General features: G+C 42.1%; 29 protein-coding genes. 19 read left to right on the forward strand and 10 right to left on the reverse strand.

All coding sequences use genetic code 11. The features are described from left to right. Positions 1-57 precede the first annotated feature (57 nt). Complete coding sequence (locus tag HYN49_RS08180; protein WP_108903661.1) at positions 58-939, forward strand: PPK2 family polyphosphate kinase; 882 nt, start codon at positions 58-60, stop codon at positions 937-939. A 52-nt stretch (positions 940-991) separates the two neighbouring features. Here the strand turns inward: HYN49_RS08180 and HYN49_RS08185 are convergent, their stop codons facing one another. Continuing rightward, positions 992-1537 carry a hypothetical protein gene (locus HYN49_RS08185; protein ID WP_108903662.1) on the reverse strand — a complete coding sequence of 182 codons (546 nt, stop codon included), beginning with the start codon at positions 1535-1537 and terminating at the stop codon, positions 992-994. 323 nt (positions 1538-1860) lie between these two features. Here HYN49_RS08185 and HYN49_RS08190 point away from each other — a divergent pair, with 323 nt between their 5' ends. From HYN49_RS08190 to HYN49_RS08210, 5 genes are all read left to right on the forward strand, one after another. After that, the gene (locus HYN49_RS08190) at positions 1861-3234 is read left to right on the forward strand and encodes an MATE family efflux transporter (RefSeq protein WP_108903663.1); all 1374 of its coding nucleotides are present in this window, start codon (positions 1861-1863) and stop codon (positions 3232-3234) included. 88 nt (positions 3235-3322) lie between these two features. Next, a complete protein-coding gene (locus HYN49_RS08195; RefSeq protein ID WP_108903664.1) occupies positions 3323-3556 on the forward strand; it encodes a hypothetical protein in 234 nt (77 codons plus the stop codon). A 104-nt stretch (positions 3557-3660) separates the two neighbouring features. After that, positions 3661-5151: a hypothetical protein gene (locus HYN49_RS08200; protein WP_108903665.1), complete on the forward strand. Its 1491-nt coding sequence runs from the start codon at positions 3661-3663 to the stop codon at positions 5149-5151. Then, positions 5144-5794: an ATP-binding cassette domain-containing protein gene (locus tag HYN49_RS08205; RefSeq protein ID WP_108903666.1), complete on the forward strand. Its 651-nt coding sequence runs from the start codon at positions 5144-5146 to the stop codon at positions 5792-5794. The genes HYN49_RS08200 and HYN49_RS08205 overlap by 8 nt, the downstream gene beginning before the upstream one ends. Beyond that, positions 5791-6948: an ABC transporter permease family protein gene (locus HYN49_RS08210; protein WP_146185069.1), complete on the forward strand. Its 1158-nt coding sequence runs from the start codon at positions 5791-5793 to the stop codon at positions 6946-6948. The genes HYN49_RS08205 and HYN49_RS08210 overlap by 4 nt, the downstream gene beginning before the upstream one ends. Here the strand turns inward: HYN49_RS08210 and HYN49_RS08215 are convergent, their stop codons facing one another. From HYN49_RS08215 to HYN49_RS08230, 4 genes are read right to left on the reverse strand one after another with little or no spacing between them, the layout of a single operon-like run. Next, positions 6949-7590 (reverse strand): response regulator transcription factor, encoded by a 642-nt coding sequence (locus HYN49_RS08215; RefSeq protein ID WP_108903668.1) that lies wholly within the window; start codon positions 7588-7590, stop codon positions 6949-6951. It lies immediately after the preceding gene. 11 nt (positions 7591-7601) lie between these two features. Further along, positions 7602-8381, reverse strand: coding sequence for a sensor histidine kinase (locus tag HYN49_RS08220; RefSeq protein WP_108903669.1), 780 nt, complete (start codon positions 8379-8381; stop codon positions 7602-7604). Further along, entirely contained in the window at positions 8360-9025 is a 666-nt protein-coding gene (locus tag HYN49_RS08225) for a hypothetical protein (protein ID WP_146185070.1), read from the reverse strand. The genes HYN49_RS08220 and HYN49_RS08225 overlap by 22 nt, the downstream gene beginning before the upstream one ends. Further along, positions 9016-9498 carry a hypothetical protein gene (locus HYN49_RS08230; RefSeq protein WP_108903671.1) on the reverse strand — a complete coding sequence of 161 codons (483 nt, stop codon included), beginning with the start codon at positions 9496-9498 and terminating at the stop codon, positions 9016-9018. Before HYN49_RS08230 ends, HYN49_RS08225 begins: the two co-directional genes overlap by 10 nt. A 390-nt stretch (positions 9499-9888) precedes the next feature. Here HYN49_RS08230 and HYN49_RS08235 point away from each other — a divergent pair, with 390 nt between their 5' ends. The 10 genes from HYN49_RS08235 (at position 9889) to HYN49_RS08285 (ending at position 16445) form a co-directional block, all read left to right on the forward strand. Further along, on the forward strand, positions 9889-10425 hold the full coding sequence (locus HYN49_RS08235) for a hypothetical protein (RefSeq protein ID WP_108903672.1): 537 nt from the start codon (positions 9889-9891) through the stop codon (positions 10423-10425). A gap of 7 nt (positions 10426-10432) precedes the next feature. Then, positions 10433-11020 (forward strand): hypothetical protein, encoded by a 588-nt coding sequence (locus tag HYN49_RS08240; RefSeq protein ID WP_108903673.1) that lies wholly within the window; start codon positions 10433-10435, stop codon positions 11018-11020. A 10-nt stretch (positions 11021-11030) separates the two neighbouring features. Beyond that, positions 11031-11282, forward strand: a complete 252-nt coding sequence (locus tag HYN49_RS08245) for a hypothetical protein (RefSeq protein ID WP_108903674.1) — start codon at positions 11031-11033, stop codon at positions 11280-11282. Positions 11283-11338: 56 nt separating this feature from the next. Next, entirely contained in the window at positions 11339-12007 is a 669-nt protein-coding gene (locus HYN49_RS08250) for a hypothetical protein (RefSeq protein WP_146185071.1), read from the forward strand. 12 nt (positions 12008-12019) lie between these two features. Then, the gene (locus HYN49_RS08255; protein WP_108903676.1) at positions 12020-12490 is read left to right on the forward strand and encodes a hypothetical protein; all 471 of its coding nucleotides are present in this window, start codon (positions 12020-12022) and stop codon (positions 12488-12490) included. Between the two features lie 221 nt (positions 12491-12711). Next, positions 12712-13077: a hypothetical protein gene (locus HYN49_RS08260; protein WP_108903677.1), complete on the forward strand. Its 366-nt coding sequence runs from the start codon at positions 12712-12714 to the stop codon at positions 13075-13077. 22 nt (positions 13078-13099) lie between these two features. After that, a complete protein-coding gene (locus HYN49_RS08265; protein ID WP_108903678.1) occupies positions 13100-13513 on the forward strand; it encodes a hypothetical protein in 414 nt (137 codons plus the stop codon). Positions 13514-13539: 26 nt separating this feature from the next. Further along, positions 13540-14229 carry a hypothetical protein gene (locus tag HYN49_RS08270; RefSeq protein WP_146185072.1) on the forward strand — a complete coding sequence of 230 codons (690 nt, stop codon included), beginning with the start codon at positions 13540-13542 and terminating at the stop codon, positions 14227-14229. A 201-nt stretch (positions 14230-14430) separates the two neighbouring features. Next, positions 14431-15684: a DUF4407 domain-containing protein gene (locus HYN49_RS08280; RefSeq protein WP_108903681.1), complete on the forward strand. Its 1254-nt coding sequence runs from the start codon at positions 14431-14433 to the stop codon at positions 15682-15684. Further along, a complete protein-coding gene (locus HYN49_RS08285; protein ID WP_108903682.1) occupies positions 15681-16445 on the forward strand; it encodes an SH3 domain-containing protein in 765 nt (254 codons plus the stop codon). Before HYN49_RS08280 ends, HYN49_RS08285 begins: the two co-directional genes overlap by 4 nt. A 5-nt stretch (positions 16446-16450) precedes the next feature. Here the strand turns inward: HYN49_RS08285 and meaB are convergent, their stop codons facing one another. Beyond that, positions 16451-17533 (reverse strand): methylmalonyl Co-A mutase-associated GTPase MeaB, encoded by a 1083-nt coding sequence (meaB, locus tag HYN49_RS08290; RefSeq protein ID WP_394336389.1) that lies wholly within the window; start codon positions 17531-17533, stop codon positions 16451-16453. A gap of 100 nt (positions 17534-17633) precedes the next feature. On the opposite strand from meaB, the gene HYN49_RS08295 reads away from it, so the two are divergent. The 3 genes from HYN49_RS08295 (at position 17634) to HYN49_RS08305 (ending at position 20789) form a co-directional block, all read left to right on the forward strand. Then, on the forward strand, positions 17634-18545 hold the full coding sequence (locus tag HYN49_RS08295; RefSeq protein ID WP_108904997.1) for an AEC family transporter: 912 nt from the start codon (positions 17634-17636) through the stop codon (positions 18543-18545). A gap of 174 nt (positions 18546-18719) precedes the next feature. Continuing rightward, the gene (locus HYN49_RS08300) at positions 18720-20126 is read left to right on the forward strand and encodes an FAD-binding oxidoreductase (protein WP_108903684.1); all 1407 of its coding nucleotides are present in this window, start codon (positions 18720-18722) and stop codon (positions 20124-20126) included. Positions 20127-20288: 162 nt separating this feature from the next. Beyond that, positions 20289-20789 (forward strand): hypothetical protein, encoded by a 501-nt coding sequence (locus HYN49_RS08305; RefSeq protein WP_108903685.1) that lies wholly within the window; start codon positions 20289-20291, stop codon positions 20787-20789. A gap of 210 nt (positions 20790-20999) precedes the next feature. Here HYN49_RS08305 and HYN49_RS08315 read toward each other — a convergent pair whose 3' ends face one another. The 4 genes from HYN49_RS08315 to HYN49_RS08330 all read right to left on the reverse strand — a co-directional run bounded on the left by HYN49_RS08315 (position 21000) and on the right by HYN49_RS08330 (position 25966). Then, complete coding sequence (locus HYN49_RS08315) at positions 21000-21569, reverse strand: hypothetical protein (RefSeq protein WP_108903687.1); 570 nt, start codon at positions 21567-21569, stop codon at positions 21000-21002. An 82-nt stretch (positions 21570-21651) separates the two neighbouring features. Then, on the reverse strand, positions 21652-22242 hold the full coding sequence (locus tag HYN49_RS08320; RefSeq protein WP_108903688.1) for an outer membrane beta-barrel protein: 591 nt from the start codon (positions 22240-22242) through the stop codon (positions 21652-21654). Between the two features lie 58 nt (positions 22243-22300). Then, the gene (gene secA, locus HYN49_RS08325; RefSeq protein WP_108903689.1) at positions 22301-25654 is read right to left on the reverse strand and encodes a preprotein translocase subunit SecA; all 3354 of its coding nucleotides are present in this window, start codon (positions 25652-25654) and stop codon (positions 22301-22303) included. 90 nt (positions 25655-25744) lie between these two features. Next, on the reverse strand, positions 25745-25966 hold the full coding sequence (locus HYN49_RS08330; RefSeq protein WP_022828503.1) for a DUF2795 domain-containing protein: 222 nt from the start codon (positions 25964-25966) through the stop codon (positions 25745-25747). Positions 25967-26041 lie beyond the last annotated feature (75 nt).

A 26041-nucleotide genomic window follows, 5' to 3' on the forward strand; every position in this document is an offset into this window, starting at 1 on the left:
ATTAAGCATAAAATATTTACGTGATTAAATATATACATTTATGGGAAATAAGTAGATATGGAAAAAATCAATGCCAACGATTTCAGGGTAACCGGTGCGGTATCGCTACAAAATTTGCCTACCACGACCGATATCGGGGCGGGCGAAGATGAAGTGGTGAAAAAACTTGCTAAAACCCGCCAGAAGTTAAGCAGCATGCAGGACGTGATGTATGCGCATAAGAAATACAATGTGCTTGTGTGTTTCCAGGGTATGGACACTTCAGGCAAAGACAGCCTGATCCGCGAGGTATTTCGGGAATTCAATCCGCGTGGCGTGGAAGTCCAAAGTTTCAAAACGCCCACTTCCACTGAATTGGAACACGATTACCTGTGGCGGCATTATATAAAATTACCGGAAAAAGGTAAATTCGGGGTGTTTAACCGTTCCCATTATGAAAACGTGCTGATTAGCCGGGTGCATCCGGAATATGTGCTCCATGAAAATATACCCGGAATCGAATCGGTGGATGATATCCCGAAAGATTTCTGGAAAAAACGGCTCAAGGAAATCCGGAATTTTGAATCACACCTTGTCAATAACGGCACTATCGTCATGAAATTTTTCCTTCACATCAGTAAGGAAGAACAACGCGAAAGATTGCTGCGTCGGCTGGATGAGGAAAAACACAATTGGAAATTCTCACCCGATGACCTGAAAGAGCGTGACTGCTGGGAAGCCTACCAGGAATTTTATGAAGAGGCGATTAACGAAACCTCGGTTAAAAATGCGCCCTGGTTCATCATTCCTGCTGATGATAAGGATACGGCACGACTGATCACGGCGAAAATCATCCGACAAGAAATGAAGAAATACAAAGACATCACCGAGCCTGAACTTAGCGAAGAAATCCAGGAGCGTATTGCTTTTTACAGAAAAAAATTAAATGAAGTGAAATAAAAAAACGTGCCTTTTATGAGGCACGTTTTTCATTCTACTTGTGATGGTTTATTTATAAGTCGAAGCCATACGCTAAACGAAGTGCCAACTGGCCAATACCTTTTTCGCCATTGGCATCGCGGAATTTGTTATAGAATTCATAACGTACGCTGAAATCGATATGTTTTGTGGCATAACCGAAGCCAGGAGCGAAAATCAGTGATGTATCGTCATAATCGGCCGTTACCGGGATCGCAGCACCCACTTCTCCCTGGAGATAAAATGTATCTCCCCAAACGAATCCTTTGAATCCGACTTTAGCCGGTATGAATCCTAAATCGTCTCCATCACCATCTACAAACAGGTGTGTATAACCAGTTGTCAGTGTCAGGGAATTTCGTTTTGAAAAATTATACTGTAGGCGCGCGTCAGCTCCCAATGCGGCTCCATAGCCGTCTTCAAACACGTAACCTCCGGAAATCCCGAATCCCAATTTAAATCCCTGATCGTAATTCGCTGGATTATCCGATGCTACCTGTGGGTTTGTCTGTGCATTTGCCGTGTTGATTGCCAGTGCTAAAAAAGCGGCTGTAAACAATCCTTTAATTGCTGTTTTCATGATGTTCAATTTAAAAGTTTGATAATTTGAGTTAGTTACATTTGTTAGTAATATTCTTAGCAAATATTACATTACAAATATAGAACCGCCATTTTGCAGGGTGGTTACAGAATTACAAGGTATTGTTATAATGTGTGCAGGTAGGCTTTTTCATACAATTAAATGGGGAAAATTGCTTCAAATACGCATAACAGAAGAATGACTGGGGATTCGGTACTTTAAGAATTCACCGCTATTCATCTTATAGTAAATTGGCCTTTCTTATTTCATTTCTCCCTCTTTTTTCTTCCATTTAAGTTACCTTTGCCCGAAATTTTTCGGACATGTTTGCGCAATACACAAAAGAATTCAGGTACAACCTCAAACTGGCTTATCCGGTAATACTCGGGATGATCGGCCATGTAATGATCCAGATCGTGGATAATATTATGGTAGGGAAACTGGGCAGTACAGAATTGGCCGCGGTGTCTTTAGGCAACAGTATGATTTTCGTAGCGATGTCTTTGGGCATTGGCTTTTCAACAGCAATTACACCTATAGTAGGCGAGGGCGATGTCGAGAATGATACCGGGAAAATCCGTTCTGCATTTCATCATGGACTTTTTTTATGCACGATTCTCGGGGTCATGTTATTCCTGCTGGTAGTTTTGGCTAAACCGATCATGGAGTTGCTGCAACAGCCGGAAGAGGTAATTGTGTTGGCCAAACCCTATCTGGATTGGGTGGCATTTTCATTAGTACCACTCATCATATACCAGGGTTATAAGCAATTCGCAGATGGCTTGTCAATGACCAAGTTCTCCATGTATGCCATCGTAATGGCCAATATAGTACACATCGGAATCAATTATTGCTTAATATATGGTATCTGGATTTTTCCGAAAATGGGGATTGTCGGCGCAGCATTGGGAACCGTGATTTCGCGGATACTGATGGTGGCTTTCATGCACATCATTTTGTCCCGCCAGGAAAAACTGAAGTCCTATTTCCAGGGTTTTATGTTTTCGGATATTAAAAAAAGTATGCTCAGGAAAATCATCAATCTCGGATTGCCTTCAGCGATGCAGATGATGTTTGAAGTAGTACTTTTTACCGCGGCAATATGGCTCTGCGGCAATATCGGGAAAACGAGCCAGGCTGCCAACCAGATTGCGCTCAGCCTTGCGTCCTTCACTTTTATGTTTGCGATGGGATTAAGCGTGGTATCGATGATCCGCGTAAGCAACCAGCGCGGTTTGCAGGATTATAAAAATTTGGTGGTTGTCGCACGGTCGATATTTTTGCTGGCCATTGTCATTGAAATCGTATTTGCTTTGCTGTTCATCGCTTTTCACCAGAGCCTGCCTTACCTGTTCCTGAACATGGACAACAATTTGCAGGAAGTCGACAATGCCGAAGTGATTGCCATCGCATCGAAATTGCTGATCGTAGCAGCCATATTCCAGATTTCTGACGGCATACAAGTCGTCGTACTCGGCGCTTTACGTGGTTTACAGGATGTAAAAATCCCAATGTACATAACGTTTGTAGCCTACTGGATCATCGGTTTCCCGATATCATGGTATTTGGGCGAATGCACAGAACTCAAAGCAACGGGGGTCTGGATCGGATTGCTGGCAGGATTAACGGCTGCGGCATTATTTTTGTATCTTCGCTTTCATTTTCTGACGAACAGAATGAGAAAAGGGGATAATTAGAAAATTTGGTAATGGCTATCAATGCTTATTGAATACTCATTTTTAATTATCTCATTTACTGATTGATTTATTATCTAATTATAAAAACATGGAATTACCAAAATTCGTCCTCGCCGATAACTCCGATTTCCCGGAAGATATCTTCATCATCCATCTTGATTATCCGCGTTTCATCATCAATCTTAAAGACGATGAAGTCGAAATCATGGAAGAAGCCGAAGACCTTGACGAAGCGGAACTCAACGCCGAAATGGAAACCCTCATCACCCAGGCAAACGAGTTTTACGACCGTGAAATGGAGCGTTACGAAAAGGATAATTAGCAAATGAGATTGTTCCATAAAAATCATTCTCCTTGCTAATCATCCCGTTTGCTAATTAATTAATTTAAAATTATGTTTGTTCTAAATCAAAAACAATTATAACAATGAAAAAAATCGTTTATGGGTTCTTGTTATTCTCAGCTGCCCTTATGGTTTCCTGTGGGAAAGATGACAATAATGAAGAGATTTTAAAGTATACCACAGACAAAACCCTGGCCATCGTAAAGGTGAACCTGCAACAGCTTGACAAAAAGCTCCCGAAAGATGAAATGCTGAAAGACCAGTCCGGCCATTTTTCTGAAAAGGACAAAGAAAAACTCGAACTGTTCCTTAACGCCGATAAAAACGGCCTCGATATTGAAAAGCCGCTTTACCTGCTGACCGACCAGGAAAAGGATGGTTTCGCATTTTCTTTCTTTGGATGGCTGACCGATAAATCTAAATTTGAAGCCAATTTTTCCAGAATCAGCGGAACAAAAATCCATATCGATGAAACGAAAAAACTGATTTATTCTGACAGCAACCTGATCGGAAGCATCAATGACGACATGATCGTGCTTTCGCGTAACGTAGGCAATCCCATGGCCGGGATGTATGGCGGTGCAAGGCCGGCTGACAGCAATGCAAGCGATAAATTCTACGCTGAACTTTGGAAACGCAAGCCGATTGAGAATAAAAATACGCTGGAGCAGATTAAAAGTTCGTTGGATTCAGATGCAGATGTAAGCTCATGGATCAATCTTTACGGCATGGTAAACACTTTTTCAAAAGGGTATATTGAAACCCTTGCAATCAATAAGCTGCTCATAGGTGCTGGATTTGGCGTCAATATGAATTTTGGCGAAGGAAAAATCGAATTCAAGGGAAGCACTTTCTTTAATGACGACCTTAAGAAATTGGTTGAGAAATATTACAAAGGCAAGACTGCTGATTATGATATTGTAAAAAACATCGATATCGATAAAACCAAAAACTATAGCCTGGGTTATATGAGCCCGGATTTTTTCAGGTATTTTGTAAAGGAAGCCGGTTTTGAATCGATGGCAAATAATTTCCTTGCTTCAAGGAATGTAACGCTTGAAGAAATCACCAGTGCATTGAGCGGCCAATATGCTTTCGCCCAGTTCAGGGACGATAACACTGCTGCACAAGCCGCACCGCAGGTCGATGAGTATGGCTACCCTATACTTCCGTATTCACAACCAAGGATGCTTTTGGCGTTGGGCATCAATGGCGATAAGGCGCAAAAGCTGATCAATTTAGTGAGTGCCGAGCCAATGCTGGCGCAGGCTGCAAAAGTGTACAGCAATAAAGAACTGCTTGTTGTTGCTTCTAATGAAAATGACCTGGCATTGCTTAAGACCAATAAAACAGCCACAAACAGCACACTGAAAAAGCAATCAGGGGTAACCGGTTACAGCTGGTCCGATTCTTCAGACGTAAACAACTTATTGGAAAACGGCAGCAGGAAAGTGAAGGTGGTTAGCATGGAATCGGTTTCGAATGTGAAAGATGGTAACTTTACTTCGGACATTACCATCACTCTGGACAAAAGCAAGAAAAACGTATTGCACTACCTGATGGGATATGAATAACATCACGCTTGACGGTATTTCACCTAAATATTTTGTTCCAAAGACGATTGCTACGGCAACCACGATCTGGAACACCAGGACAACTTTTGAGAAGGGCAATTACTATCTGGTGATTGCCCCTTCCGGAAGTGGAAAATCCACACTGGCAACGGCTATGCTGGGAAACCACACGGAATATGAAGGGACCATCACCTATGACCACACCAGCCTGAAAACACAATCCATAGAGAAGGTCGTCGGTTTCAGGAAAAAAGAAATCCAGTTGCTTTTCCAGGACGTACGCCTGATTCCGGATCTTACGATTCGTGAAAATGTGATGCTGCGTACATTTACAAAAAAAAATGCCGACTTTGAAGCGAAACTGCAATCCTATGCCGAAACATTAGGCATATTGCCTTTACTCGACAAAAAAGCAAAAAACTGTTCATATGGTGAAAGGCAGCGTTCCGCCATCGTGAGAAGTCTGATCAACCCAACTGATTTCCTGATTTATGACGAATGTTTCAGCCACCTTGACCTGAAGAATAAGCAGATCGCCTTCGATTTGATTACTAAAGTAGCTGCGGAAAGTGGCAGTGGCATTATTTTTTTTGAGTTGAACGACTTCCCGTTTCCCCATCAATGCCATATCCTGAATTTATGATGAAACAGTTGACCAAATCCTTTTTCCTTTACCTCGGATTGTTCCTCGCATTCGCGCTGGTATTGAGCTGCATTCAGCTTTATGTCAATGCCAATGCGCTTTTCGGAAGCAAAAGCAGCGATGCGAATTATTGGTTGACTATGTCTAAAACCATTACGCCGGACAACATTGGCCGAAAAGAACTGATCGGTTTCAATGATAAGGATATCGCAGAGCTGAAAACGTGGAAAGAAGTAAAAAACCTGTATCCTGTAGTGTCCAATGATTTTAAAGTATCTGCTGATGGTGGCGACTTCATCCCGTTTTACACCGATATGTACCTTGAAGCGGTAGACAACGACGCTATCGACATCAGTGATTTATCCGAATTTAAAGTGAGGGACAATGTACTCCCGATCATTATCTCCCGCGAATACCTGAACCTGTACAATTACGGATTTGCCCTGAATCAGGGTTTGCCTCAGATTACGGAAGATTTTGCCAAAAAGATCGAAGTCAACATCAACCTCAGGCTCAAAGAGAAAAACCTGAAATATACAGGAAAGCTTGTCGGATTGTCTGACAGGATCCACTCGGTATTGGTGCCTAAACAATTCCTGGATTCGATCAATGCCACACAGGATTTCAGCAAGGCACACCAGAATATCTTTACGCGGGTGCTTGTTAAAGTCAGTGATGCAAACGACCAGGACCTGATTGAGAAAATGAAACAGAAAGGTTATGAGTCCAATCAGGAATCGTTGCGTTCTGCCAAAATAAAAAGCAAGTTGTTCCTTGTGTTGAGGACCATTGCCATGATTGGCGGCTTCATTTTCCTGTTGTGTGTATTCATGATCATCAACTTCATCAAGATGCAGTTCTTAGAGCAGCAGGAAGCGGTATCGATTAAATATTCATTGGGCTATTCACCCAGGAAAATGGTGAGTTCCATCAGTCGCTTCTTTAGTATCAACCTAGGGATCGTGTTGGTAATTTGTCTGGGATTATTGTCCGTCGGGCAATACTATTTAGGGACTTCTGCGATATCAAACGGATTGCTTCCAAAATTCATCCATATTTATCTATGGCCGATGATTATAATTGTACCATTGGTGGTTTACGTCGTAGTGAATTGGCTTATTTACCGCTGGCTGGTCAAATCCTGGAAGTTTTAATCATGAAGCAAGGCCATTTTTGATGGCATACACGGCCAAACCCACCCTGGTCTTCATTCCAAGTTTTTCAAACAGGCTGTCTCTGTAGCTTTCCACGGTCCTGGGACTGCAGAACATTTTCTGTGAGATTTCCTTATAGCTCATTTCGGTGATGGTGTATTGCAGGAATTCCTTTTCCCTTTCTGAAAGGGAAATCTCGATTTTGCCATGCAATTGCTCATCAAGCCCCGAAAAAAGGCTATTGACAGCCCATTCCGGATAGTAGCTGCCTTTTTCCATTACTGAAATTAGTGCCCTTTCCAGTTCTACGGGATGTGTGTTTTTCAATAAATATCCTTTTGATCCACTACGGATCATTTTAATCACACTATCACTCCCATTGTCCATACTTAGTGTAATGATCCGGACGTCAGGATGATGCAATTTGAGCCATACGGCTGTTTCAAAGCCATCCATCACAGGCATGCTGATGTCGAGCAGGATAATGTTCGGGATGTTTTTTTTATTTGTCAGTTTTTGTTGGAGTTCCTTCCCATTTTCACATTCGTATAAAACTTCAAATTTTGGAAAATTCGATATGATGCTGCGAAGCGCTTTCGCAATCAATACGTGGTCGTCGACTATTACAATGGAAAATTTCATGGCGTCCGCATTTATTTATAATCTATTTCGATAAAGAGCGTCGTGCCTTGGCCCGGTTCGCTTTTAAATAAGTAGTCAGCATTAATGATTTCTGCCCGCTTCCTGATGTTTTCGAGCCCAATTCCGGAACGGTCCGTTTTAGACATATCAAAGCCGGTACCGTCGTCCGTGAGTTCCAGGACCAGTTTGCTGCCGCGTATATTGATGCTGACATGCAGGTTGGCACAGTCGGAATGCTTCATGCTGTTTTGCATGAATTCCTGCGAAATCCGGAAAAGGATGCTTTTGACCTGATAAGGCAAGTCAATATCTGCATCATTTGTATTGAAAATGGCTTTGCATTTATTGGATCCGGACAATTTAAGGCATTCCATCCGGAGTAAATTCGAAATTGTATTGTTCCTGATAATGTCATTTGTCAGCGATTTCGATAGCTTTCGGAGTTCTGAAATGGAGTCGTTAATGATAGCAGTGATGGTTTCGATATTATCAATAATTTGCGGGGCCTTGTTTTCATAGGCCAGTTGCTGGGCATACAAGCTGGCCAGTGTCAGTTTCTGGCCGATGCCATCATGGATCTCCCGCCCGATTTCCTGCATGGTCTGGTACTGGATTTCAACTTGTGTTGCCAAAAGTTCCTTGTGGTGGATTTTTGATTGGTCGCGCAACATCGCTTCATGCTGCTTCTTCTTTAATTTATATTGCCATATATAAGTGATGATGGCAATCACAAATAAGATAAAGAAAGCATTAAAGACAATAAGTGATACTATGTATTCGGTTTTCCCCATACGAATGCAGCCGTAAAAAATAAATACATGATGTTATTGGCAGCCAGGAAAAACACATAGTAATAATTCCAAATGTGCAGATCCTTAAGCAGCAAACCGTAAAATGTAAAGAATGGCAAAGTGCCAATATAAAATAAAATTACACCCGAATTGACATAAAACATCATGTTTTTTTTGAAATGCAGGATTTTCTCCGTCTGTATTTGCTTAAAAAATTCAAGGCAGGCCATGATCAATAATAAAAGATTCCCCGTTACATAACTGAACGAATAAACTAACGGGGGTTCTTTGAATAGCAGCAGGTGCGGAGCAAATGAACCAAGGTAGATTGCCGAACTGATCCAGAACAATCTTTTATTGTCCAACGCATGCCAGCAATACAGCCAATACAGGAAAAGGAATTCGAGCGGGATGATCAGGAAGTCATAATAATATTTGCGGTAATCGGGGCAATGCTTCAGCCCCACCTTGCTGAACATCTCGCATAAGAAGATCAGCACGACATAGACCGCAAACCATTTCCAATAGCTGTCTTTAAGTTTTCTAAAAAAGAGGCAGGCTGTCATGGCGCACAGGAATTGCATCCAAAGCAATACCTCGCGCAATACATCCTGGATCTCGGGTGTCACTATCTTTAAAACCATTCCCCGACAGAGGATTTAGGCGGTATGAGTTGCCCGTGGTTCATGGCCATGATCCGTGTGGAGGGGCTTGCGGCCAGCGGGGCAATGGCATCGAGCGGATTAAAATCCTGATGGCGGCCCTCATTTGCAATTGTCGGGATCATAATCAGCGTATGTTTTTTTTCATATTTTTTGGTATCAGCATCATTGAGAAGGCCTTCTAAATCCTCATAACCGGCATCATCCCACAATTCCTTGGCCGGGTAAGCGGCATAATAAATGCGTATGCCTAGTGATTCGGCTGCTGCAGCCTCTGCGTGGCGTTCGATGTCTGCAATAAAATTCTTCAGGTTTTCCAGGCTGAACCATGCAGAATGCGCATCGTTCGACACTGCATTTACCACAGCATTTTCAATCGAATACAGTTGTACCGACCTGTATTGTTCAATCATTTCTTTCACAAGATCATAGGGGAGTGTGTCTGGTGTTCTCATAATAAAGCGTTGTTTTTAGGGGTTTACAATTTTGTGTTCCCCTCAAAGGAAAAGCCTTATGTGAAAAATATTTCCAGTCAAATAACCAATTCTACTCCGTTAAATCAACATTTATTTTTGGGTGTTTCAACTAATGTTTTACAGTCAAATACCTATTGCATGTCATTGCTAACCTTGTCAACTTTGTCTAAATATCATTGATACCACCTTCGTAAAGATAGCCCCATTTTTTTATTAATAGGTTGCTGTACAATGAAATAAATCCCAAAAGCATGAGAACAACGACACTTCCCGGCATACCTGATCACGCGACCTGAACCCCGGAACCATCCAGGCGGAAATACTTCCCGCCTCCGGCAGCGATCATTACACAAACCAACCAAGACAATCATGATTACAGTCAGACTCATAGAAAGCAACGGCTACGACGCACCAAGGCTCCTGAAGCTCCATGCAAGCCTTGCCATCATCAGCAACGTGATGAACAGCCCTGCCTTCATGGATGCCATCTTTGACGCGAGGTTCCATTTCCGGCGGTCGTTCTCAAGGTGGATCGATAAGCCTTACTCGAATGAGACGGTTTACGCCATGCTCATGCGTGCCACCGAAGCAACCGGAAACACAGGCTCTTACACGATGGAACTTCACCTAAACCTCATTGATGGCTCAAACGGCAGTGTCAAAGGATACGGTATTCCCAACAGCCCGGAAATTTACACTTACAAGGCCCGGTTTGATGAAATGACCACCAGCGAAATGGCCAACCACATCGTCCATGAATGGACCCATAAGTTGGGTTTTACACACGCCGAATACCCCATGCCCCTGGGCAAAAGGAATATGTCCGTACCTTATTTTACAGGGAACATCGTGGAAATACTGGCTGATACATACTTTCCACTACAAAAATTAAATAACTATAAATAATTCACCTATGGATTTCAAGATAATTATAAGTGCCTTCAGGCAGCATGGATTTGGAAATTGTACTTCGATAGGTATCATTAAAGCCTCCATAGAGGCATTCGGAATCAATAATGTTTTTGAAAGTATACCTACAACGGAAGGAATGCAGGTGAATTTAAGAAGCGATAAGCAAATTTTACTGACTAAAAGTGACTTGCAGTACGCTATCGAAAATGCCGGTTTCGAATTATTGGAATCTACTGAAGAGAAAAAAACAATCCTGGATTATGCAAAATTGTGTTTTGCAGTCATCTGTAAAAGCAAACAGATTGCTGAAGAATACGACAATTTCCAAGATGCCGTCACCGACGTAAATAATGGCGAAAGCGCCACTGACGCCCCACGCTATCTTGGATTGGAAGGCTACCGCGAGTTCATCCGTTACCGTGATGTCGATGATTTTGGCGGTATAGTGGCACACAGTCCCCGCCATACTGTTTATGTAAGCCATGGTTATTATGATGACTATGGTACACCCAACAAACTTAGCTCCCTTAGGGAATGGGCAAGGTTCGGAAGGAAGGTCTACAGGTTTAACCCCAATATGCAACCATAAAATAAATACCATGTGCCAGTTTACTATTTCTTTTACGCAATCAGCAGCCGAGTTGGTCGCCACCGCAAAAAAAGCCATTGAAGACCGGGGAGGAACCTTCTCCGGAGATACAGCTTCAGGGGATTTTAAATTGAACAATCCTATAAGAATCAAGGGACGGTATACCCTTTCCGGGCAAAACATCGATATCGTCATTACGGATAAACCGATGCTGGTCCCCTGTAGCATGATTAAAAATAAACTGCAAGAATATTTACAATGATAAAAGCCGGTAAGCCGAAAACGGGATAACAGAGTAGGCAAAAAAACATCGTAATTATGAATTTAAGAGCGTTTTACAAAAAGTATGAGTTAGAGCTGATCCCTGTGGCCATGAAAAGCCTGACTCTTGGCAAATGTGTCTGGGATGGTGGCTGGTTTGATACGCCGTCATTTACACATGCAAATATGCCGGATTACATCTATAATACCTTCGTACAGGGAGGCATCATCACGATCGCACAGGCTGATGAAATTTTGAACAGGATGAGGGCAATTCCGGCGGAACCCGCAGAATTTGCCAACATCAATATTGAATTTACACTTGAAGATGCATTGGAACTTAAACTTTCTCAACAATTGGACCTTAATGCTAGTTTCAACCTTAAGAACGTGAAGAGTTTTAATTTTTCCGGTTCAGTAGGTAAGTGTTTTCCCAATACCGACCGGCTAAACATTGATAAAATGCTCGATGAGATTAAGGATGGGCAATGGGATCAATACAAATCAGGATTGAGGAGGGCTTATATTATCACTGAATTATACTATGGTAAAATAGAAATGTCTATAAATTCTGATATGCAGGCAGCATTTGAAGGCGCGCTTCCACCAGAAAAATTGGCCGCATCAAATAAGTTCACATTGGGCAATACACTAAGCTATATTTTTGAAAGCTCAGACGTTCCTTTTGCAATGAGGCTGGAAAGAATAAAACACTTTAATTCATAACATCATAAATCCATGGCCAACCTAACCAACAACCGAATCAATACCACTATGACTGCAGCCCAGGTCACGGCTGTAAAAAATGCACTTGCCACGATCCAGACCAACATGCCTTTTTTGGTAGGCTTAACGATGGACGAACGTGCATCAATACCAAAAATAGATGTCAGCAATAAGACTTTTACTGAAGATGCAATTAATGCTGCAGTAAATAACAGTGCCATGCTTCCGGGGTACCTTAATGTTACCTCAATGCAATCTGATTTGGCATTGTTCAACCAGATTGATGAGCTCACCGGACTGCTTAGGCAGATGCTCGAAAAAATGGAAGATACCCAAATGCTTGCCGGAAGTGAGTCTTATATCGGTGCGCTGACAGCCTATAAGCTATTTACGACCACTGCCGAAGCCGGGATTGCCGGTGCAGATGCCATTGTGGAACAACTCAGGCAACGTTTTACGAACAATACTCAAAAATCAACCTGATAGTGCATTAACTCATCTCTCTTGCATATTAAAACTGCGACAGGGATGAGTTATTCATTTACATCGAAGTTTCATACCCCACAAGCAGTAGATTAAAACTATAGTACCGAAGTTTTAATCATTAGCAGTAAAGTTTTAAACTGCGAGTGATCATATTAACTACCCTTCTTTGATGAGTTAAACATCAGCATGACAGCTTTAATCAATCTAATCAGTACACGATGATCAACCGAACGAAAAAATATAAGGCACAGGAAGCCGATGCCTATCCTCCTATAGGCATGATATTAAAAGAGTATATGCAGGAGCGCAGGATTAGCGCTGCCGCAATGGGTAAAAAACTTGGCGTGACATCTTCTTCCTTCAGGGCTTACTTCGATAGGGAATCATTGCAAATGGGCATCATCTGGAAAATCAGCCTGGCACTGAAGCATAATTTCATGGCTGAATTGGGTGAACAACTGCCTGTCAGATTCATTACTGAAAATGAGAAAAAACTACTTCAGCAAATAGAACAAAAAGATTTGCTCATCGAAAAGTTGGAGAATGAAATTGCAGTGTACAGGAAGGTTATCGTTCTTAAATAAAATATTTCAAATAAATTAAATTATGGACCAACCGATTAACGAACAGGATTATGCACCTGATTTTGAGATCTCAGACCGCTACATTAAACTGTCAGCAGAGCTTTTACGACTATCGCTTTTAGCCATCACGGGTATCGTAACACTCCTTTATAATTATAAAAACTGTAATAGTGGTCCAATGTATGATTTTAAATATTTTTTTATCGCTATCAGCGGTTTTATACTGTGTTGTGGTGCCTCGCTGGCACATCGTTTTTACGCGACAGACTGCCTAAGTTATCATATGGCGTATCTGCGGACGAAAGATACCATTGAAAAAAGTGGGCGTAAAAAATGCTTAAAGAGATCTGAAATAGCACTCATCGCTACAGAATATCTATTTGGCGTGGCCATTTTTGCAGGAGGTTTTGCATTGTATAAATGGTTAGGTATTTAAAGTATTGCCCCAAAAAAAACAAGCGTATGGAAACCAGATCGAAGTTCGGGCAAGGGCTCGAAATTATCGCAAAAATATGTACAATCCTTATTCCGGTAGTTTTATTCTATTGGGGTAATCGTTATCAGGAAGCTAATGCTGCTGAAACAAAGATTCAACAGAATTATGATCGTGTAGCCAACCTGCTGAAGTCACTCAGTAGTAAGGACACTCTAGAAAGAAAGCTGGCGTTAAAATTTTCGGAAACATTGTCAAAGACAGGTGATTTTCCACCAGACTTATTTCTGGTAATAGCCGAAGTTTCTCTTGCAGATACAGACCCTTCAGTTGCCAGTGTAGCCAACAATATATTACAGAACGCAGCTTTGAATGCAGCTAAGGATCAGGATAAAGAAGTTGAGAAAAGTGCCAAGGCTGCCATTAAAGCATCCACCCGGGTGTACTTGCAGGCAACTCCGGATTTTGATAAAAAGTCAACCATTAAGCTCCGTAACACACTAGAATCAAAAGGCTTCAGTCTGCCTGGTATTGAAACGGTAAGCCAAAAGATTTCTCCTGAAAATACTGAAGTCAGATATTTTAATGAAAAAGACAAGCCGATAGCGGATATTATTTCCAAAGTGATGAAGCAACAGGGATTAGAAGCAAATGTTAAGAAAATAAATCCTGAAAAGCCCATTAACCGATCACAGGTTGAGGTGTGGCTCAAAAAATAAAACAAAATGATAAAACCAAAAAATCCATCATGATCAACCGTAAATTTTTCTTCGACAATGCCCGGACCGCCTTGTTTAATGGTACGATGCGGATCAAGCAGGTGCATGGGCTTACCATCATATTCGATCAAGGACTATGGTTTGAAGTCTTGAAGAGTAATAAACGGTAATCATATGAATATTAATCTGATGTGATATACTATGTTTAGCAATTTTTTTATTTGGTGTGCAGGTAGTGATACAAATGTATTGTCTAAGTGTGAAGGCTCTGTTCGTACGAAGCATGTTGGACTAGGAACACTTGTCGTAATCCCTGCAATATTAGGATTTGTTTCGATGTCTTATGCATTGACCACTATTGAATTGGTTAATGCAAACAAGTACCTACCTTTATTAGGAGGAGCGGTATGGGGAATGATAATATTTGCTTTCGACAGATATATAGTATCAACCCACAGGAAAAAGCAAGGTAATATAAGCGAACTTACCAGCATTACGTTTTACTTAAGACTTGTTTTTGCATTTGTCTTAGGAATAGTAGTTTCACACCCCATAGTAGTCCTCATTTTCAATGGCAGTATCACCAACAGGATAGAAAAGGATAAAGTTGAAGCGATAAATCGAGAAGAATCGTCCCATAACATGGCTTTGGCCGATTATTCACAGAAGCTAAAAGAACTTGAAGATAAGAAGTCGTGTCTGCAAAGTGCAAAATCTGCAGAAGAGACCGGGTTAAAAAAGGTATTTGATTGTGGAGTTTCTACTTCAGGACATCCCAACCACAACTCTAATGGTAGTGCTTCGCAATATCCATTTACTAAAGAAATACAAAAAAGGATCGAATTAGCAGATGAAGAAATTAAGGCGGAGAAGGAACGGATAGCATTGTACATGCAAACGACACTACTTCCTAATAAGGAGCGTAGCATAAAAAGAATTAATGATGCGCCCTCCGATTATCTTAAAAGGGAAAAAACTTTAGAGAAGCTGGTTAAAGAGAATTCAATTGTATGGCTGACACAATTCTTTCTAATGCTCGCATTTATGTTGGTTGACATACTTCCCTTGATATTTAAAACTTTTTCTCCATTCTCGATGTATGATAAAATATTAGTCGATGATTCCGATATTTTAAAACAATTGAATATTGAAAGCAGGACCAAATCTTTGCAGGATGCATATGATGATATCAGTTCAGATTATGTAGCAGCTTTTAGTAAAGCATGGAATATAGCGCGTATTAGCAAGAAATACCAGTTTAACAAAAATATTCTCATTGGTTTTTGCTCCGGTATTGTAATAACCATTGGACTCTTTCTTTATGGAGATGTTAAGATTTCGACCAATCAATTATTCAGTCTTATGACAATCTCTTCGATCGTGGTTTCAATCATCTCAAATTTTGCAACAGATTTAATAAAAAAGATCTCAATCTCTTTAAGCGAGCCATTATGAAAAAAGTACTAATCTCAACTTTCCTGATTACAGCCATAGGTTTTTTAACGGCATTAGGCCTGCTTAAGGCTATTAAAATCATCTATGCTGGCAAACCACAAACGCACACTACAAATGAAAGTGCAAATCAAAAAATAAATACGCTGCCAAGTCCAAATAAAGGAGACAGCGCGCGTCCAGACTCTGGCAACCCTTCGAAATCTATTGATTCTACAGTAGAAAAAATACCTGATACTAAAAAGCCAAATCCTACGAAAAAGCCCGCCAATAAGCATAATAATTCAAGTGCAGGAGGAAAGGTCGTGAGAAATCAAGAACCTTCTACAGTAATAAATGAAGTCAGCACAGGGAAGACCGGCAATAATACTGAGAGTTCAGAAAAAGGAAATGCATCACAGGCTGAAGTAAATGAAAACAAACCTGAAATTAAACCTGAAACGATAATTCAGGTTGAGAAAGCAAATAAACTTCCAAAGCAGGAACTTCAATTTACGAAAACAGGAGGAAAAATAAGATTCAATTCTAAATCGTTCAGTGATAAAAATCAATTGCCAATAAGAAAAAGTGCAGACCCTGAAAGCCCTGAAGTTGGAGACTTTTTTAGTGAAATAAAGGGTAAAACATCTCTTAAATACCTGTCAAAGTCAACTGAAAAAGTAAAAATTGATAATATGGAAGATTATTGGTATAAAATCCCTTTGAAAGATGGTGGAGTTGGGTTTGTATTCGGATATTATTTAATTGATTTTAAATCCTTATAAACATTTTATCTCTCCTCCCCCAACAACCTTCCAGCCGCTGCAAATGGCGATATCTCCCCATTTGCAACGGCTTTTTTCATGCTTTCCAGCAAGGCCGTCATGCCCGGGCGGTTATAGAATTGCGCTTTCAATTGCCGCTCAATGGTTTCCATCATCCAGTAATGGTTTTGATCTGCGCGTTTTTTATCAAAGAACCCGTTCTGCTTTGTGAGATCGAGATACTTCAAAATAGTATTCCAGACTTCAGCGATCCCCTGTCTTTCTGCCGCACTGCAAGTAGACACCGTGGGCTGCCATCCTGAATCTTTTGCCGGGAATAAATGCAATGCCCTGCCGAATTCTGTCTTTGCCAGTTGTGCCCTTTTGATGTTGTCGCCATCGGCTTTATTGATCACGATGGCATCGGCCATTTCCATAATGCCGCGTTTGATGCCCTGCAATTCATCGCCGGCACCGGATATTTTCAATAATAAGAAGAAATCGGTCATGCTGTGTACCGCCGTTTCACTTTGCCCGACACCAACGGTTTCTATGATTACGATTTCAAAACCGGCAGCTTCACATAAAATGACTGCTTCACGGGTTTTTCGTGCAACACCGCCTAAAGCTTCCCCGGATGCCGATGGCCTGATGTAAGCATGGTCGTTTTTTACCAACTCCTCCATACGGGTCTTGTCGCCAAGGATACTGCCATGGGATAAAGTGCTGCTGGGGTCAACAGCTAAAACAGCGACTTTTTTACCCAGGCCGGTCAGGTAAGTCCCGAAAGCTTCAATAAAAGTACTTTTCCCAACCCCGGGCACACCGGTGATCCCGATGCGGATGGAACGGTTTGCATAAGGAAGGCAGCCGTTGATCACGGCATTGGCCTTATCCATATGGTCAGGATTGGCGCTTTCAATTAAGGTAATGGCACGGCTCAGGGCAGTTTTATCACTTTGGAGTATTCCTGAAATCAATGCTTCCGCACTGGGTTGTATTTTCCGGGATTGCCTGATTTGCAGCGCCGATTTTTCGCTGACGATTTCCGGAGGCGGGATGCCGTCTTTTTCCTGTAGCGTTATCGGTCTTTTGCTTTCGTCTGCCAAAATCATGGGTTTGATTAGTAAAAGTAATGAAAACCCTGTAGTTTCAAAAATCTCAAAATCCAATTTCAGAACCTTGCCTCTAAAACCCTATTTTTACGCCATGGAAAACATCCTGCTTATTTTTATCTGCCTGTTCCTCGGCCTCATGCTGCAGCGCGTAAAGCAAATGCCTGCGCAGGCGTATAAAGTACTGAACCAGTTTATCATATATGTTTCACTGCCCGCGCTGGCATTATATTATATCCCGAAAATCGTATTGGGGACACAGCTTTTATATCCATTAGGTGTTGCGTGGATTGGTTTTGGATTTTCCTTCTTATTCTTCAGCATGCTTGGGATTTGGCTGAAATGGCCACGAAAACTGACGGGCTGCCTTATTATCGTTTCCGGCCTGGGAAATACTTCTTTTGTTGGTTTTCCTGTGATACAGGCGTTGTACGGCGAACAGGGTTTACAGACGGCAATTATTGTGGACCAGCCGGGATCGTTTGTCGTGATGGCCACTTTGGGAATCATTACGGCCATGTTTTTCTCGGGCAACAAACCGGATTTCAGGACAATTGCGATGAAAATATTGATTTTCCCGCCGTTTGTGGCTTTCGCATTGGCTTCTTTAATGAATGTATCGAAATTCGATTTTCCTGATGTATTGCAACTGGTTTTACAGAAACTGGGTGCCACCGTGACGCCAATTGCGTTGGTGTCCGTTGGGTTGCAACTGGCGATCGATTTCAAAAGCAGGCACTGGCGCTTTTTATCGCTGGGGCTTTTCTTTAAATTATTTCTGACCCCAGCGTTATTTTTTATTTTATACCGCTGTTTTTTTTCGGCAAAAGGATTGGCTATAGATGTTTCCATTATGGAAGCTGCGATGGCCCCGATGATTACCGGTGCGATCCTTGCCTCAAGTTACGGACTGAAACCGAAACTGAGCAGCATGATGATTGGGATTGGGATCCCGTTGTCATTTTTGACATTGTGTTTTTGGTACTGGGTGCTTACATTGCGTTAGGGATGAAAATGAAAATCCTTTTGGTACAGGCGCAGCGCAGCGCAGCCTGTACCAAAAGATTGCAATGGACAGCCCGGCCGCAGGCAACGCCCAAATAAAATTGCCCGAGATATTATCTGACGTCATTTAAATATTATTTTTGAAAAGCATTCGAAAATTATCATATCCATATTCATGAATCATAAAATAAACCCCGAAATAATCACCAGTTTACAGCAAATTGCCGGAGTGTCCTATGTTTTTTCAGATGCCGAAACGCGAAAGCATTACGGGCATGATGAAACCGAAGATTATAATTTCCCGCCGGAAGTAGTCGTAAAACCGGCAACTGCTGCGGAAATTTCAGCCATCTTAGCCTTGGCCAATGAACACGAGATCCCGGTGATCCCGATAGGAGGGAGGACCGGGCTGAGCGGTGGGGCATTGAGCATTCACGGCGGTATCGGGCTGTCGATGGAACGGTTCAATAAGATTATCGAAATTGATGAACGGAACCTGCAGGTTACGGTAGAGCCCGGTGTCATCACACAGGCATTACGCGAGACGGTTGCTGAAAAAGGACTTTTCTACCCGGTAGATCCCAGCAGCCAGGGAAGTTGTTTTATTGGTGGAAACGTGGCTGAAAATTCAGGGGGTGCCCGTGCCGTAAAATATGGCGTGACCAAAGACTATGTATTGAATCTGGAAGTGGTGCTGCCTAATGGGAAAATCATCTGGACGGGAGCAAACACATTGAAGAATTCGACGGGTTATAACCTGACGCAGTTAATGACAGGCAGCGAAGGCACATTAGGGATTATCACTAAAATCGTGCTGAAACTGCTACCGCTAAACAAGCATAATATCCTGATGCTGGTGCCATTTTACAAAGCGGCAGAAGCCTGTGAAGCGGTTTCGGCGATATTCAGGGCGGGGATTGTCCCGAGCGCTTTGGAGTTTATGGAACGTGATGCGATTGACTGGGCATTGCGCTATGTGGAAGGCATCAGCATAAAGGTAAAAGAAAACATACAGGCTCACCTGCTCATTGAAGTGGACGGCAATTATCCCGAAGTGCTTTTTGCGGAAGCGGAGAAAATCATGGCCGTTGCTGAGCAATTCCAGATCGATGAGGTGTTGTTTGCCGACACCGACGACCAGAAAAATGCTTTATGGAAAATGCGTCGCAGCATTGCCGAAGCGGTCAAATCCAATTCGGTTTACAAAGAAGAGGATACGGTCGTGCCGCGTTACGAGCTTCCAAAGTTGTTGCACGGCATTAAGGAAATAGGCGCGAAATATGGATTTAAATCGGTGTGTTATGGCCACGCCGGTGACGGCAACCTGCATGTCAATATCATAAAAAGTAGTATGTCTGATGAAAACTGGCAAAGGGAAGTCCCGAAAGGCATCCGCGAAATCTTTGACCTCACAGTGTCGCTTAAAGGGACGCTTTCCGGTGAACATGGTATCGGTTATGTGCAGAAAAACTATATGGATATTGCTTTTACCACGGCCCATCTGGATATTATGCGCAGTATCAAAAAAGTCTTTGATCCTAATAATATATTGAATCCAGGTAAGATTTTCCCGGATAAATAGAGGAAATTCAACGGATTATCAGATTATCAGGGCATCCAAAAATCTGAAAATCCGAAAATCTGAAAATCCGAAGATCTAAAAAATACGACATTTTACGTATTGCCGGCGAAGCATCCCGGGAGTACTTTTACAAAAAATTATTAACTAATCAATTTTTACATCATGAAAAAATTACTCTTAAGTGTAGCTGCTGTTTTGGCTTTTGGTCTTGTAAGTGCCCAGGATTCAGATGGTGGTTTCAAAGTCGGAATTCACGTAGGCATCCCAATGGGTGATGCCGGTGATCTTTATTCTGCCAATTACGGTGCGGATATTGCTTACATGTTCCCTGTTGCAGATTCGTTCCTTTTAGGGGCAACAACAGGTTACTCTTTCTATTCTGGTAAAGAATATGATTTGGGAGGCGTGACAGTGAAGCAAAATGGCGCTTTTATTCCTGTAGCTGCAGCAGCACAGTATTCTTTGGACACCAACTGGTTCATCGGTGCTGATCTGGGCTATGCGGTTTACAGCGGAGACGGAGATGGTAACGGTGGGATGTATTACCAGCCAAAAGTAGGTTTCCAGACAGAAACGATGCAGTTTTATGCAGGTTACAAAGGGATCTCTGTTGAAGGAGGTTCAGTTTCTTCAGTAGGTGTAGGCGCTGCTTACAAATTCTAATATTTGTTTTAGTTATTAAAAAAGCCATCAGGAAACTGATGGCTTTTTCGTTTAATCCCTTTTTGGGTTGTTTTTCTTATCCCTTTTTTCTGCTTTTTTCTCTTTTGCGGTTTTCAGGGGTTCTTTCTTTTCTGTTTTTTTAGCGTCGTGACTTTTTGCCATGGCTGTGGTTTTAAAGGTTAGCTTGGTAAATTTAAAAAATCACTTTTATTATAATCCTAAAGCGGTCTTAATTTTTTCATCAAAAATCATATTGAAAAGCTGCTCATTGTCATAATTTACAAATGTCCATTCGTTTTTTGTTGTGGCATCCGCAACACCAATCATAACGGAAGGGCCTTCGATGATGAAGGTTTTGGTGGCCTTATCATAATTCACTGTATCAAATTGCGGCGTGCTTTTCAGGCCTTGTTGCATGGCGTTTACCATTTCGTCAGTCACTTCGCCTTTTAAGGCCATTTTCATGCCATTCCTGTATCTGATTACGCTAAGCTTCTTTCCGTCGATTTCTTTAATGTCGCTGTAGGTGAACGTTGGCTTAATGTCGTTAAGCGTAATGGTCATGTTTTCATTGTCGAACATGGCTTTCATCATGCCTGAGAGCGTTTCTCGGTCTACAATGTCGAACACTTTAGGGTAGGTCAGATCCATTATAGTATCAAAATTCATGTCTAAAGAAGATTTGTACATTTTCTGGGTTTGGGTTTTCAGGCCGTCCAATGTCTGGGAAAAACCAATTGAAACGGTAAGGAATAATAAAAGTGCAAGGATTTTTTTCATGGAGTTTTAAAATTTTAGTTTCTGTTAAATGTATGAATAATTATGAGTTTGGAATTCAATTGGGAGATTTTATTTTGTGGTGTTACAGCCTGATCCCCAGACCGAACTCCACCGTGCCGATATTTGTATTGTAACTCGTGTCCGGGGCATCATTGTCCAATTGCGTTATTTTTACGAAATCATACCCAGCACGCAGGTAAAACCTATTTGTTACATCAAAGGCGAGTCCGATGTTCAGGTTAACCCCACTTTGGCTGCTCGATTGATCCGGTATTCCGGAAGCCGAATCAAACGTAGCGTTTGCCATAAAAAAAGAATATCCCAGAGCCGCTTCAGGATGGAGCCTGGTTATGTTTTTTAATTTGAACGCGGCGAAGATCCTGGGCTGGATGATGAAAAGCCTCGTTTTAAATGAAAGATATTCGTCAAACTCGGGAAAATAGGCGCCTTCTTTTTTGAGATTCAATAACGACGCATCCACTGATATACCTAAATCAACCAATGGAAGGTTCTTGATGCTGTATTTAATGCCAAGGCCTGCAATTCCTTTGTAATTTTCACCAATAAAATTGTTGCCAACTGGAACAGGGTATTTTGCCTCGATTGAAAGTTTGGATTGTGCCATTGCCATTGCGCTATACAATAGCAGCAGAACGAAAAATTTTGATTTCATTTTCAATTATTTTGCGAAAAATACAAAAAAATCCCCGGTGGAATACCGGGGATGTTATTTATTCGTTTACGATGACCCACTCGCCTGAAGTCAGCAGCGATTCGGCTTTCTTGTACTTCATGGTTTCGGTCTTGCCGCTCATCACGTGTTTGACGGTAACGTTGTCATTCCTGTTGATTTTCGGGGCATCGCGTACGATTGTTTCGGTAACCTGGCGTTGCTGCGTTTGCCCGGCTTCGCGGTTCATGGCGGAAGATTGGTCGCTATTAGGGATTTCATCTTTCGAAGTCTGGTAGTTTTCCTTCTGCTTTACTTCACGGGCTTCCTCGATTTTAGGAGCCTGCTGCATCGGCAGATCGCCTTTGAACAGGAATGATACCACTTCCTTATTGACACCATTGAGCATATTGTTGAACAGGTTGAAGGCTTCAAATTTGTAAATCAACAATGGATCTTTTTGTTCATGGACAGCCAATTGCACTGATTGTTTCAACTCGTCCATTTTACGGAGGTGTTTTTTCCAGGCTTCGTCTACAATCGCAAGTGTAATATTTTTCTCGAAATCGCTGACCAGTTGTTTTCCTTGTGTTTCGTATGCTTTCTTAAGGTCGGTCACCACATTCAATGTTTTAATACCATCAGTGAAAGGCACTACGATACGCTCAAATTTATTGCCTTCATTTTCGAAAACATTGGCAATGATCGGCATGGCTTCACGTGCGCTGCGTTCCGTCTTTTCAGTATAATATTGAAAAGCAGCTTTGTAGACTTTTGCCGTCAGTTCCGTTTCATTCTGTTGGTTGAATTCGCTTTCAGATACAGGAGATGTGATGGAGAAATAACGGATCAGCTCGAATTCAAAATTCTTGAAATCGGAAGCAGCCTTATTATTGGCAACAATCAGTTCACAGGTGTCGAACATCATGTTTGCGATGTCCAGTTTCAGCCTTTCACCGTGCAATGCATGGCGCCTTCTTTTGTAAACGACTTCACGTTGTGCGTTCATGACGTCATCATATTCCAAAAGCCTTTTACGCACACCGAAGTTGTTTTCTTCGACTTTTTTCTGTGCACGCTCGATGGATTTGGTCATCATTGAATGCTGGATCACTTCCCCTTCCTTCAATCCCATACGGTCCATGATTTTCGCTACCCTTTCCGATCCGAACAAACGCATCAGATTGTCTTCCAAAGACACATAAAACTGCGAGCTACCCACGTCTCCCTGACGACCGGCACGACCACGCAACTGGCGGTCCACACGGCGTGAATCGTGGCGCTCTGTACCGATGATGGCCAAACCTCCTGCCGCTTTCACTTCGGGAGTCAGCTTGATATCGGTACCACGGCCGGCCATATTCGTAGCGATGGTTACCACGCCTGGTTTTCCGGCTTCTTCCACGATTTGCGCTTCCTGCTTGTGCATTTTCGCGTTCAATACGTTGTGGTTCACGCCGCGCATTTTCAGCATACGGCTCAGCAATTCCGATATTTCGACAGAAGTCGTACCGATCAGTACCGGCCTTCCCGCTGCTGAAAGCTGGGTGACATCTTCAATGACAGCATTGAATTTCTCGCGTGTGGTTTTGTAAATCAAGTCGTCGCGGTCAATCCTTGCCATTGGCCTGTTGGTTGGGATTTCCACTACGTCAAGTTTGTATATCTCCCAAAGCTCGCCTGCTTCAGTCACAGCCGTACCGGTCATACCGGCCAGTTTGCTATACATCCTGAAATAATTTTGAAGTGTCACTGTTGCAAAAGTCTGCGTAGCGGCTTCAATCGTCACATTTTCCTTTGCCTCAATCGCCTGGTGCAACCCGTCTGAATAACGGCGTCCGTCCATAATACGGCCGGTTTGCTCGTCTACGATAAGGATTTTATTTTCCATGATAACGTACTCCACATCTTTTTCGAAAAGCGTATAAGCTTTCAAAAGCTGTGTCAATGTATGGATACGCTCACTTTTGATGCTGAAATCCTGGAACAGTTTTTCCTTTTCTTCGGCCTCTTTGTCTTTTTCAAGGTGCATTTTTTCGATGCGCGCGATTTCGGTCCCGATATCCGGAAGTACGAAAAAGTTGTTGTCTGTATCTCCGGAAAGGAATTTGATCCCATTGTCCGTAAGCTCAACCTGGTTGTTTTTTTCCTCGATTACAAAATACAATGCTTCGTCAACCTTATGCATGTCGCGGTTGTTGTCCGCCATATATTGGTTTTCGGTCTTTTGCAGCAGTTGCTTGATGCCTTCTTCACTTAAGAATTTTATCAGTGCTTTATTTTTAGGCAAACTCCTGTAAGCCCTTAACAAAGAAAATCCGCCGTCTTTGGTATTGCCTTCCTTTATCAATTTTTTGGCTTCTGCTAAAAAACCATTGGCAAGCTGCCTTTGAAGATTTACCAGGTTCTCCACTTTGGGGCGCAATTCATTAAACTCATGACGATCGCCCTGTGGTACCGGCCCAGAGATAATCAATGGTGTCCTTGCGTCATCAATCAATACGGAATCCACCTCATCGACAATCGCGAAATTATGTTTACGCTGTACTAAATCTGCCGGTGAATGCGCCATATTATCCCTTAGGTAATCAAAACCGAATTCGTTGTTGGTACCATAAGTAATATCGGCATCGTAGGCTTTTTTCCTGCCTTCCGAGTTTGGCTGGTGGTTGTCGATACAATCCACTGTAAGTCCGTGGAACTCAAACAATGGTGCCTTCCAGCTGCTGTCACGCTTGGCAAGGTAATCGTTGACGGTTACCAGGTGTACGCCATTTCCGGTGAGTGCGTTTAAATATAATGGAAGTGTTGCTACGAGCGTCTTTCCTTCCCCAGTCTGCATTTCAGAGATTTTCCCCTGATGCAGTACCATACCGCCGATCAATTGGACATCGTAGTGAATCATGTCCCAGGTGATGGCCTTTCCGGCCGCATTCCAGGAATTGGCCCAGATGGCATTATCGCCTTCAAGGGTGATGTATGCTTTTTCAGCAGAAAGTTCACGGTCTTTCGGGGTTGCTTTTACCGTAATATTGGTGTTTTCCTTGAATCTTTTCGCGGTTTCCTTAACCACTGCAAAAGCTTCCGGAAGGATTTCCAATAATGTTTTCTCAGAAATTTCATAAGCTTCTTTTTCAAGCGCATCGATATCAGTATAGAGGTCCTCTTTGGCATCGATATCCTCAATTCCCTCCACTTTGGTTTTAAGTTCGGCAATTTTAGCATCTTTATCTGATCGGGCCTCTTTAATGCGCTGCTTGAATTCAGCAGTTTTAGCACGCAGTTCGTCATGCGAAAGTGCCACCAGGCCTGGCTCCAGTGCTTTGATTTTAGTCAGGTAGGGCTGTAGGGACTTTACGTCTTTTTCTGATTTGTTTCCTACGAATGCCTTGAGTATGCTGTTTATGAAACTCATAATTTAATAATTTCTGGTTGTGAAAATGTGTGCAAATTTAAGCAAAAAAAAAGCCTCTTGCAGAGACTTTTAGATTGATTTTTTATTTTTTTAATATTCGTCCTCGTTCCAAAGATAATCTTCGTCGGTAGGATAATCAGGCCATATTTCTTCCATTGATTCATATATCTCGCCTTCGTCTTCAATTGATTGCAGGTTCTCTACAACTTCAAGCGGTGCTCCCGCGCGGATCGCGTAATCGATAAGTTCATCTTTGGTAGCCGGCCATGGCGCATCGCTTAAATAAGATGCCAATTCTAATGTCCAATACATCTATAGTCGATTTAATAATTTGATGCAAAAATAATTTTTTTACTGAAAAAGTCAAGTAAAATTCGATTTATTTTA

The sequence above is a fragment of the Flavobacterium pallidum genome, from assembly GCF_003097535.1.
GTDB classification, from domain to species: domain Bacteria; phylum Bacteroidota; class Bacteroidia; order Flavobacteriales; family Flavobacteriaceae; genus Flavobacterium; species Flavobacterium pallidum.